This is a genomic window from Zobellella sp. DQSA1 (assembly GCF_041950555.1).
In the GTDB taxonomy this organism is placed as follows: Bacteria; Pseudomonadota; Gammaproteobacteria; order Enterobacterales; family Aeromonadaceae; genus Oceanimonas.
The window spans coordinates 1,999,268-2,008,875 of the sequence record NZ_CP169531.1 but is presented as its reverse complement, the minus strand read 5'-3'; the positions used below and the strand labels follow the sequence as shown (position 1 = coordinate 2,008,875).

The following is a 9,608-nucleotide window of genomic DNA, read 5'->3' as shown; positions in this document are numbered from 1 at the left end:
AGTTTTCTAACCTGCGGCGATCCGAAAAGAGTTGGGCGGCGGTCCCTGTGGGGCAAAGGCTGGGGGGATTTTTACCCCCCTACCCCCTGGGCTGCTGCCGGGCCTCTACCCCAGTCGCTCACGGGCTGTTTTGCTGCGATGGCAAGGCCAGCACAGGCTCTGCAGGTTGCAGTCATCATCGGTACCGCCTCGCGCCTTGGGCACAATGTGGTCGACCGTCTTGGCCGCAACCGCTCGCCCCTGCCGCAGGCATTCCTGGCACAGGTAGCGGTCACGCTGCAGGATCCGCTCCCGGCGCTTGTCCCAGTCGGAGCCGTAGCCGCGCTCATGGCGGCTGCGCCCGGCCTGATGGGCTCCCCATCCGGCCAGTGACTGGTGCTTGTCACAGTAGCCATGGCTGTGCACCGTGGTGTGTGGGCAGCCGCGCTTACGGCAGACTTTGGGGATTCTTGGTGGCATAAGGGCCCCTCATGATCGGCACCTTCGGCACCCTTTTTGGTAGGATTCATGCGGATTTCAGGCCGCTGATGCTGCCGAAGCTATAACCTCGAAGATTTTCCAAATCCGCGAGTCTGCAACCCCGTGGACTGTCGATCAGGGTTGGGAAGGACCCGCCGCCCCGTCGGTGACGGCCCTAAGCAGCTGCTGGCAGGCCTGCAGCTTGGCTGTGTCGCTGGTCAGTCCGGCTCGGAGACGGTGATAAGCGCGTCCAGCAGCTGCACTGAGTTCGACGGCGGCTCCATCACCCAAGCCGGTATCGCCGGCGGTGCCGGGCACTGGGCAGCTGGCAGGACGCTGGGCGAGGATGCGCAGCCGCTTAGCGCCAGCATCCACAGCACCCCGAAGCTCATTGTTATCTTGTTGCGCACGGCTCAGCTCCTTGGTGTGCAGTTCGTCCAGCTGAATGATCTGCTGCTGCAGGCTCTCGGCCCGGCGGGTTGCTCGCGCCAGCTCGGCGGTGTTGGCCTGCTCCAGCGCCAGCAGCTGCTCGGTATGGTCACGGCGAACGGCGGCCAGCTCGGCGCTCAGGCGGTAATGCTCAGCGCTCCAGGCCAGCAGTGCTGCCAGCACCGCCGGGGCCACATAGGGCATCGCCTTTATCATGCGCCGTACCCTCGAGGCAGTTGGAAGTGCGGGCCATCCTTGAAGCTGGTCCAGTCCCCGCCCCACTCAATGGGAATGCCCAGTTCGGCGGCGGCCAACTTCATGGCCTCGGCAATCTTGTGATAGAGCGGCCAGTCCCAGCGCACCCCGCCTACCCAGGCGGCCAGGTCCACCGCATGGGCATAACCGTTCGCCTGGGGCAGGTGCAGGCTGTTCATGGTTTGGCTGGCCCCGCGCTTAACCAGCTCCCGCTGCCGTTCCTTGGTACGTACCCCTTCGGTAACAGTGAAGTCGACAAAGGTCAGGGTAAGCGCCTTGCGCACTACGGCAACCAGATCCGGGTGAACACCTTGCAGGTTCTGCTCGCTGCGTTGGCTGAATCGGAATGTCATTTTTCTTTCTCCCCCAATACCGGAAACCGCTTACGGATCACGTCTTCAATCAGGAACAGGGCCCGACCGCCCATGTGGCCGGCAATGCCGGCGGTAACCGCTGTGGCGTAGAACGAGAGGCCCATTTCGTGGCAGATGTAGGCACTGAGCAAACCGGCAAAGCCGGAGATTGCCCACTCGCCCATCAGCTCAGCGGCGCTGAACACATGGTTCTTGTTACGCCGGGCCCGGGAGATGTAATTGGCAGTGCCGCCCCAGACAGCCAGCAGGATGAACCAGAGATAACCCCAGAGCGGGCCACCGTCCTCCGCCAGCCGCTGCAGCAGTGGTAGTTTTTCGTTTGGCATAGATGGCCCGTGATACTGGCTACAGAAATAGAAAAGCCCGCTCAGTGGCGGGCTCAGAAACGGAAAAGCCCCAGCATGTGCTAGGGCTAAGAAAGCGTGCTCGTGTTGTTCAGGCGCAGAACTCGAACTTACCTAAAAAAGTATACAGACTGGATATCCAACCAGCAAACATATTTTTATGTTTACACTTGCAGCCCAAACTCATCTTCCCCTTTGGATAGAGAGTAAGTATCAACATTGAGCCTAACAAACCGTATTAGAAACGAAACAAATATTGAAGTTTCTCTATCAGCATATATGTCACTTTTGTCAAAAAACCCCTGCGAGCTTGAAATGGAGTCACATAATGCCTCCATATCATCTTGAACTTTTGATAGAACTTCATTAGATGCACTACTATCTAACAATGCAAAAAACTCAAATTCATAACAACCAGAGATTTCTCCACTTTCCACAAGCACATAAATTGCCTTTATGTAACTCCCGTTATCATGCCTCGCACTATCATCAATTATAGGCATATGCTCTTTTAGAGCCGGGTTTAAAACATCATTAAACTCGTCAGGGAGAGCACTCCTCATGTATCGGTTTGCACGCCACATTGGAACTGAAGCCATGTAAATATCATTCGGCTTTTTCAGTATACCCTCACCTGCCTCACTAAGAACTTCCAATATTTCAGACTTTTCAACATTCAAAATGTATTCAACATTAGCTTCGTACCAATCGCTACCGATCTGAAATTGAAACTTCCTAACACTAGAAACAAAAAGATTGCCTGGGTAAACTGTTTTTTCTTTTATTTTCTTACACGCCACCAGCTCTACAGAACTATCTAAAAGATCATCCCTGCATGCGATGTCACACTCTTGTGATAAAACTAAAAAAACACCACTATCTTTAAACTTACTTGTATCACCTCTAAGGTTTACCTTAGAAAAAGCCTTTGACCAAGCCTCACGCTTTTCCGACGAAACATCAGCCATAGGTATACAATAACCTTGCTTCAAACCATATGCGTGATACAGCTGCTGTCCTAGTGACTGATTCAAGATGCCACCGCCCTTATGATACCTTGGTTAATGCATACAAAGTATTATTATTCCCACTAACGTTACTTTTACTCTTAGCCTCTTTTATCTTCTCAGAAAGAAAAGCACTCACTTTAAAGATCTTCTCTTGATTAAATTCTTCTTCAATCATCAGGTCAAACAATGAGCTGCCTTGGTAATAATAATTTTTAGCAAGCGAACCTGGGCTAGTTTCAAAGATAGGATCTAGCCTTTCAATTAGAGCGGCTATGGATTTAGAGCGTTCCAATACCTTCTCACTTACTCTGGCTGTCAAAACACTCTCTTTTGTATAAGAATGTAAAGTTTGTCTAGTCACTCTAAAAATTGCTGCCACATCTTTATTAGGTAGCCCCAACATATTTTTCAGCTTAACAACAACTGATGATATATCAATAAACTCATCACCTACAATCTTGATACTTGACTCAAGAAATCCTTGAATAGAAGATCCCAGAGGTACTATATCAGCATAACTAACCCAATGGCCATCACGCAAATTAGTACGAAATAAATAGAGATTTTCCAAATCTCTAGATATCAAGTCTGGTGTGTCATCACACATCGACGCGGAATTGAACAACGTAGCTTTAAGCCCGTCACTTATATCCGCCCTCACAGTTGTGCTACTCCACATACTCATCCCTCCGAATAACCCCATTCATTCTTAGCCACTTCCGATATCGCACTCCAGAAAACTTTTTCCGCACCATCATGCAAACTAATTATTACTCGCCCGATATCATCGGGATTCATTACAGGGCTAGCTTGAAAATTGTGAATATGGTCAACATCTAATAAGCCGTACGTTCCGCCACCAACTGACATCCAACTGTCCTGACCACTAATAATCAACCCGCAATCTTTATCTCTCTCTATAAGATTGTCAGGTAACACCTTCATTACTCGACCATCATGTGACTTCAATTCATCAAATTGTAGACGTAAAACTTGATCTTTCCCTGTCTCAAATAACTTTACAGCCACTCCATGAAGATGATTAAAATCTGACATTCCTTTTACACAAGGGGGCAATAACCACTCTTGCATATAATCTGTTAGGTTTCTAGAGCCCTTAGGAGCAATAACATTAACATACCGAACCCCTACATTTTTCATTAACGCACTGTTAAACTCAGGAAACACCTCGATACAGCTCTTCAAAACATTAATGAACTTATGATAGAAATCATCAAAGTTACTATAATTTGAAGATTTTACCAACAATGAGCTTCCTGTTATTTCAATTATTTCACGCTCACCTGACGCTCTAAAAAGGTAACGATTTTTTGTGGTTATATTCTGTTTTGGATGTAATGAATCATGTTCAAAAACAATATCTATGATCTCTGCCTTGCTTTTAAGTTTCTCAGGAAATCCTTGCTCAATCATTTTTGAATGAATTGAACTTAAGTTGTCTTCACTCATTTTTTCCAAGCTTGGCACATCAGAAAACCTCAGATGTACCACTGCATGCACTAGAGGTGACCGTTCCAGAAACTTTTTCATTCTTTATCTGCCCTTGTGAATTTCAGATCCATTTTACACTTTTTTTGACACTATAAAAGTAGAAAAAGTTCCACCAGAAGGCAACTGCCAAAAAATAAAAAACCTTACTGCTCATAAAGTTACAACAACACTTCGTTGTGTAACCTCGCTGCTACCCACATCTCACCACGCTCAATGTCCCGCCCGATACGAGCGTGGTGGATGCCGGCCAGCCTCGCCAGATGCCGGGCTGATGCATTGCACACATAGTGCTGAAACATCAGTTCCCGCAGGTCTTCATCAAACCGGCCCAGCTCCGCCACCGCCCGGTCCACGGCCAGGGCTATGTCGTCGTTCCACTCACCACGGTAGGTGCGGCTTTCCCACTCCACGGCATCCATCATGCCCATGGCCACGGGGGCGTACTCGGTACCCAGGCGGCAGCGGGCCCAGACGCCCCAGTTCTCCAGCAGTTGTTTTACCTGTTTCATGCGCCCTCCCCTTATTCTTCGTATGAAATCGCCACCAGCAGGCGGCCCGGCTTGCTCACAGCGCCGCGCTCTACCAGTATTCGGTCTATCTGGCTGTCGTCCTGCCACACCCCGGCGTGGGTCAGTGCGTCCAGGGTGGCCTTGAGGATGTTGTCCAGGTCGCGGCCGCGTCGATCGGGCGCCTGCGCCACCACATCAACCATCACCCGCCCGGCCAGTTGCCGGTTGGCCCGCGCCAGCAGCACCAGCTTGGCGACATGGGCACGATAGGCCCGCCCTTCCTGGCTCAGCAGGGTGCGGGGCTTGCCCTGCACTACCACGTTGCGCCAGATGCGATTGGTGGACGGCGGCCACGGCAGTTCGAGAGATATCATCCAAACACCCCCAGGCCGGCGGCCTTGTTGATGGTGGCCAGTACATGCTCCAGCTGCGAGCCGTGTTCCCGCTCCCACTGCTGCCAGCCCTGGTTATGCAGCCGCATGTGTTCCCGATGGCACAGCGGAAACGTCATCAGGTCGTGCACCTTCAGCGCCATGCCGGAATGGCCGTGGCCGATCAGGTGGTGAGCCTCTACCGCCTCGGTGGTGCCGGTGGCCACGCAGGGCTGGGAGCGAACGAACTTAAGGTAGGCCTCGCTTTGCCAGCGGGTCAGCTTGGGCCGCAGCATGAACACGTTGGCCGGCTCCGGATCCACCTCAAACCGGATGGGCTTAACCATTTCGCTGAGGTCAGCAATATGGTCCCTGGCGTCGTAACGGGCGTCGGTGTCGCGCCAGCCGAAGGCCGTATGCCGGTCGGGCGACGCACATTGTCGCCCCAGTGCGCTACGGGCCAGTGCCTCGGGCAGTTGCTCATGAACACCATGAGCCGCCGCCCACCAGGCCAGCTCCGCCGCGCTCACCTCACTGGCCCGGTTGCGCCCCACAAACTCAGCCACCCGGCCCAGGCCAAACGCCAGCACCTTGCGCTCCACCACCCGAGCCACCGCCGGCAGCGGATCCGCCCGGTGGGCATTGTCGTGATGCCAGCACAGCGGTACCGGCCATGGCCCGGCGCTCCAGGTCATACAGCCAATGCAGTCGTCACCGTGCAGCACACACCGATCCGCCCGGCCCTGCCACTGCGCGAACCGCTCCGCCCCGCCCAAGGCCTGCGCCACCGCATCCTGCAGGAAAAACTCGAGCACCAGCCCGGCGCTCAGCCGCGGCTTGGCCGGCTCGGCCCGCTCCACCAGCCCGGGCCCGGATACCGCCAGCTCGTCCGGGGCCGGCGCTAGCAATACTGGTGATTTATCCAGTATCGAGCGAAACGCCTGTAATACCTGCTGCCCTGGGTTGAACATCAGCAGACCCAGCTCCTCCGAAAACACCGGATTGGCGATCAGCGCCTTACTCATGGCCACCCGCCTTGGCCGCCCGGGCCTCCAGCACAATGCGAAGCGCCTCATGGCTCACCGATCCGCGCAGCTCCTTGCTTTCGTCCGCCTCTGCCCGTGCCACCAGGGCGCTGAGGCTGCCGATGGCTCCCGCCTCATAATGCTTGCGCAGCAACCGCGCCCGCTCCTTGCTCTGCCGGGCCGCCAGTTGCTCCGGCGACTGCCGCGCAAAGCTCGCCTGCTTGGCCTTGTGTTTCTTCCAGTTCGCTCTGGTTGTGCTCATGCTTGTTCTGCCTTCTGCCGGTAGTCGTTCAGCCAGTACCTGGCCCGCTCCCGCTGTTGTTCTGTCATCTCGCCCAGCTCCGCTTCAATCCGTCGCCGGCTGGTTTGCGCCTGGCGCACCTGGTGGATCCGCAGTGCCGCCCATTTCTGCAAGGCCTGGTCTGCTCCGGATAGGCCACGTTGCCGCAGGGCTCCGTCACAGCCCGTCTACCTCGGTGCCGTAACGCTGGGACAACCAACCCACCCCCTTGGGCGTGACCTTGGTCTGCATCCAGCTGTGGCCATTGGCCTCGCCGGTCTTCAGCCGGAACAGGCCCCGATCAATCAACTCCTGCCTGGGCACCAGGGCGCCACCGGAGCGATACAGGATGCCGTCGGATTCCAATAGCCGGCTGAACTTGATGGGCCCGCAGTTCAGCATCTTGGCCACGTTGCTGATGTTCTGCAGGCCGGAGGCCTCCACGTACCGATCCACAAACTCTACCTTGGGCGCCGCCTGCGCCAGTTGGGCCTGCTGCTGCTCCAACCGTTCGGCCTGCTCGGCAGCCAGGCGCAGGGCCTCGGCAAAAGTACCCGGCAGTTTCGGGCCCTCCGCCGCGTGCCGCTCCAGCTCCTGCCAGCGATCCACCAGGCGGGCGGTAAACTCCGGGCTCAGCTGTGCCACCACCACATAGCTGTCTCGCTTGTTGACGTGGTACACAGTGACTGGCTTGCCGCCTCCCGGGGTCGGTTCCTCAGTTTGAGTAACCGTAATCAACCCCTTCATCCCAAGGGCGTCCATGGCCCGCCTCACGTTGTCGTGGCGCTTTTCCACCAGTTCTGCAATCTCGCGGCTGCTCATCGTCAGCCCGCCATTCGGCCTGTTCATCAGGTTGCTCATGCCACCGTCCCCCTCTTGCCAAAAATCACCATCCGCACCAACTCCCGGTGCCGCTCCCGATCCACTACCCTGTAAACGCCATCCCCCAGGGCCATAAGCTTGCCGCTGTGCACCAACTGCGCTACCGCGCTGGAACAGCTCGTTCTGGGGATCCCCAAGTCCTGGTGCATGCCCAGCAGGCTGAACTGCTTGCGCTCCTGGGCGTAGGCCATGATCCGCGCCGGATTACTTGCCATCGTCGTCACCTCCCATCCAGCGTCCGGTATCGCTGAACAGCGCCATCCCCAAGTAAACCGCCACCAGCGCCAGCAGCAGGGCGCCTACAATCCACTCGCCCATCACCAGTTCCCCCCGGTTATCTCCACACCCTGGGCGCGGTGCTCGGCCGCCACCCGGGCCGCCTCTTGCGTCACAGCCTCGTCGGTGGTCGGCTGACCGGCGCACCACAGCCGGCTTTCGGCAATCATCCGCACCGCCGCCGGGCTGATGATCCGGGCTTGACTTGTCGGCTTTCCCCGTTGCCGAGCAGCTACCTGGCAAAGCTCCAGAAACTCAGCTGGCCGCGGGGCAAACTCGCTGTCACGCTCCAGCGCCTTGGCGTGGCCTGAGCGGATATCGCCAATGGTCAGCCCCCGGCCGGACAGGTGCTGGGAGTAAACCCGGGCTACGTTCTCGAGGTTGCCATCGATGCGGGCCGCACTGGCCGGGTAGTGGACGCACCATTCCGGCAGGATCGAATTGACCAGCAACACGGTAATTCGATCGCCAGGGCCAATATCGGCCTGGGTAGCAATCCCACGATCACCAGCTTTGGGGGCCTGCAGGCTGCCGTTAATCACTCTCACGTCGCTCACGTCATACCTCCTGGTCATCGTCAAGCAGATCGGCGTAGGCTGCAGCCCTGGCTTGGGCGGCGCGAACATTGCTCATGGCACCGGTGGCTCTCTGCGGCTGCTGGGTGGTGTTGGCCGCTTTCAGGCGCAGCATGTCCCAGTTGTCGCGCAACTTGCCCGGGGACTGGGTGAATTCAAGCTCCCGGTGGTGGGAGCACACGAACTTGAACAGCTCGCAGATGTCGCGGTGGGTACGGCCGTCTCGTTCCCGCATCAGGCGGACGTCATTGGCCCATAGCACCATGTCGGGCTGTTTGGGCTGGGCCAGCTCGCGGCGCTCAAACGCCTTGTCACGCAGTCCGGCCAGCCACTGGGCACAGCGTAGATCGTCATGGGTGCCCCAGAGGGTGCGCTTGCCGCGCTTGGCATGGATGGCTGCCCCGTCAGGAACGCCCTGATCATCGGCGCCCTGCTCCTCCTGGCGGGGGGAGTGCTCGGCGTCAGCCGTGCATGACCCACCAGAACCAATACTCTGATCTTTAATTTGTTTATTTGTTTTATTGTTTAGATCTTCGGCGTGCAATTCGGCGTGGTAATCGGCGTGCAATTCGGCGCGACCACCCTCCGAGCCCAGTTCTGGCGCGGCTTTTAAATCGGCGTCAAAACCAGCCGAATAGGTTTCTGTAATTCCGCGCTGGTAGTCGTCGTAATTGGTCAGGGTAACCAGGCTGTAGCCGCGGGAACCGCGCTTGGTGAACATGGTGACCATGCCCTCCCGCTCAAAGTACTCCAGCGAACGCCGGGCACTGTCCTCGGTCACCCCACAGGCCAGCCCCAGCTGCTTGGCCGAGGTCACCACCTGGCCGCGCCGGCGCTGCAACACATTGCGATTGAAGGTCACCTCGCAAGACTCAAAGCCCGCTTCCATCAGCAGGTGGATCCACACGCAAAACCGCTCCGGTTGCTGCTTGAACGGCGCGTCCTGCAGGCTGCGGTACAACAACACAAACCCGGTTCGCTTGTTCTCTGCCACTTTGTGCCCCCGCTCTTTGACGGGAGTCGTTATCTGCGCACGGTTCTCGGCTCTCAGGGCCACTACATTACTCATCCCGGCCTCCCAGTGTGTTCGCCAGCACCAGGAAGCCCAGCAGCAGGGCAGCGTTGCGGTGAGCTTCGTCTATCAGCTCCGCAAACGTGATGCCCCTGCCATGCCGAAGGGTTGGCCATTGTGATTTGTTGTTGGGTTCGCTATTCTTTGGCATATCAAACGCCCCCGTTTGGTATTTGGAATAAGCCGCCTCGCTCGCCAAAGCCGCGGCTTTTTTCATTTCTGCTACTGCCTGCAT

17 protein-coding genes are annotated in these 9,608 nt (G+C 56.5%); all 17 read right to left on the bottom strand.

The window, feature by feature from the left end:
* Positions 1-105: 105 nt before the first annotated feature.
* The 17 genes from ACEVBK_RS09725 to ACEVBK_RS09645 all read right to left on the bottom strand — a co-directional run bounded on the left by ACEVBK_RS09725 (position 106) and on the right by ACEVBK_RS09645 (position 9,608).
* Entirely contained in the window at positions 106-459 is a 354-nt protein-coding gene (locus tag ACEVBK_RS09725) for an HNH endonuclease (protein ID WP_375058404.1), read from the bottom strand.
* A 135-nt stretch (positions 460-594) separates the two neighbouring features.
* Positions 595-1,104, bottom strand: coding sequence for a lysis system i-spanin subunit Rz (locus tag ACEVBK_RS09720; protein ID WP_375058403.1), 510 nt, complete (start codon positions 1,102-1,104; stop codon positions 595-597).
* Entirely contained in the window at positions 1,101-1,496 is a 396-nt protein-coding gene (locus ACEVBK_RS09715) for a M15 family metallopeptidase (protein ID WP_375058402.1), read from the bottom strand. The genes ACEVBK_RS09720 and ACEVBK_RS09715 overlap by 4 nt, the downstream gene beginning before the upstream one ends.
* Positions 1,493-1,843, bottom strand: coding sequence for a phage holin family protein (locus ACEVBK_RS09710; protein WP_375058401.1), 351 nt, complete (start codon positions 1,841-1,843; stop codon positions 1,493-1,495). Before ACEVBK_RS09710 ends, ACEVBK_RS09715 begins: the two co-directional genes overlap by 4 nt.
* A 182-nt stretch (positions 1,844-2,025) precedes the next feature.
* Positions 2,026-2,895, bottom strand: a complete 870-nt coding sequence (locus tag ACEVBK_RS09705) for a hypothetical protein (protein WP_375058400.1) — start codon at positions 2,893-2,895, stop codon at positions 2,026-2,028.
* A 13-nt stretch (positions 2,896-2,908) separates the two neighbouring features.
* A complete protein-coding gene (locus ACEVBK_RS09700; RefSeq protein ID WP_375058399.1) occupies positions 2,909-3,556 on the bottom strand; it encodes a hypothetical protein in 648 nt (215 codons plus the stop codon).
* Entirely contained in the window at positions 3,553-4,422 is an 870-nt protein-coding gene (locus ACEVBK_RS09695; RefSeq protein ID WP_375058398.1) for a TIGR04255 family protein, read from the bottom strand. The genes ACEVBK_RS09700 and ACEVBK_RS09695 overlap by 4 nt, the downstream gene beginning before the upstream one ends.
* A 119-nt stretch (positions 4,423-4,541) precedes the next feature.
* On the bottom strand, positions 4,542-4,892 hold the full coding sequence (locus ACEVBK_RS09690) for an antiterminator Q family protein (protein ID WP_375058397.1): 351 nt from the start codon (positions 4,890-4,892) through the stop codon (positions 4,542-4,544).
* Positions 4,893-4,903: 11 nt separating this feature from the next.
* Positions 4,904-5,266: a RusA family crossover junction endodeoxyribonuclease gene (locus ACEVBK_RS09685; RefSeq protein WP_375058396.1), complete on the bottom strand. Its 363-nt coding sequence runs from the start codon at positions 5,264-5,266 to the stop codon at positions 4,904-4,906.
* Positions 5,263-6,288 (bottom strand): DUF968 domain-containing protein, encoded by a 1,026-nt coding sequence (locus ACEVBK_RS09680; protein WP_375058395.1) that lies wholly within the window; start codon positions 6,286-6,288, stop codon positions 5,263-5,265. The genes ACEVBK_RS09685 and ACEVBK_RS09680 overlap by 4 nt, the downstream gene beginning before the upstream one ends.
* On the bottom strand, positions 6,281-6,550 hold the full coding sequence (locus ACEVBK_RS09675) for a hypothetical protein (RefSeq protein ID WP_375058394.1): 270 nt from the start codon (positions 6,548-6,550) through the stop codon (positions 6,281-6,283). The genes ACEVBK_RS09680 and ACEVBK_RS09675 overlap by 8 nt, the downstream gene beginning before the upstream one ends.
* Positions 6,547-6,702 (bottom strand): hypothetical protein, encoded by a 156-nt coding sequence (locus tag ACEVBK_RS09670; protein ID WP_375058393.1) that lies wholly within the window; start codon positions 6,700-6,702, stop codon positions 6,547-6,549. Before ACEVBK_RS09670 ends, ACEVBK_RS09675 begins: the two co-directional genes overlap by 4 nt.
* 43 nt (positions 6,703-6,745) lie before the next feature.
* Positions 6,746-7,429: a phage antirepressor KilAC domain-containing protein gene (locus tag ACEVBK_RS09665; RefSeq protein ID WP_375058392.1), complete on the bottom strand. Its 684-nt coding sequence runs from the start codon at positions 7,427-7,429 to the stop codon at positions 6,746-6,748.
* Complete coding sequence (locus ACEVBK_RS09660) at positions 7,426-7,665, bottom strand: hypothetical protein (protein ID WP_375058391.1); 240 nt, start codon at positions 7,663-7,665, stop codon at positions 7,426-7,428. The genes ACEVBK_RS09665 and ACEVBK_RS09660 overlap by 4 nt, the downstream gene beginning before the upstream one ends.
* Before the next feature lie 102 nt (positions 7,666-7,767).
* Complete coding sequence (locus tag ACEVBK_RS09655; protein ID WP_375058390.1) at positions 7,768-8,283, bottom strand: hypothetical protein; 516 nt, start codon at positions 8,281-8,283, stop codon at positions 7,768-7,770.
* A 1-nt stretch (position 8,284) separates the two neighbouring features.
* Positions 8,285-9,370, bottom strand: a complete 1,086-nt coding sequence (locus ACEVBK_RS09650; protein WP_375058389.1) for a hypothetical protein — start codon at positions 9,368-9,370, stop codon at positions 8,285-8,287.
* Positions 9,363-9,608: a hypothetical protein gene (locus ACEVBK_RS09645; RefSeq protein ID WP_375058388.1), complete on the bottom strand. Its 246-nt coding sequence runs from the start codon at positions 9,606-9,608 to the stop codon at positions 9,363-9,365. Before ACEVBK_RS09645 ends, ACEVBK_RS09650 begins: the two co-directional genes overlap by 8 nt.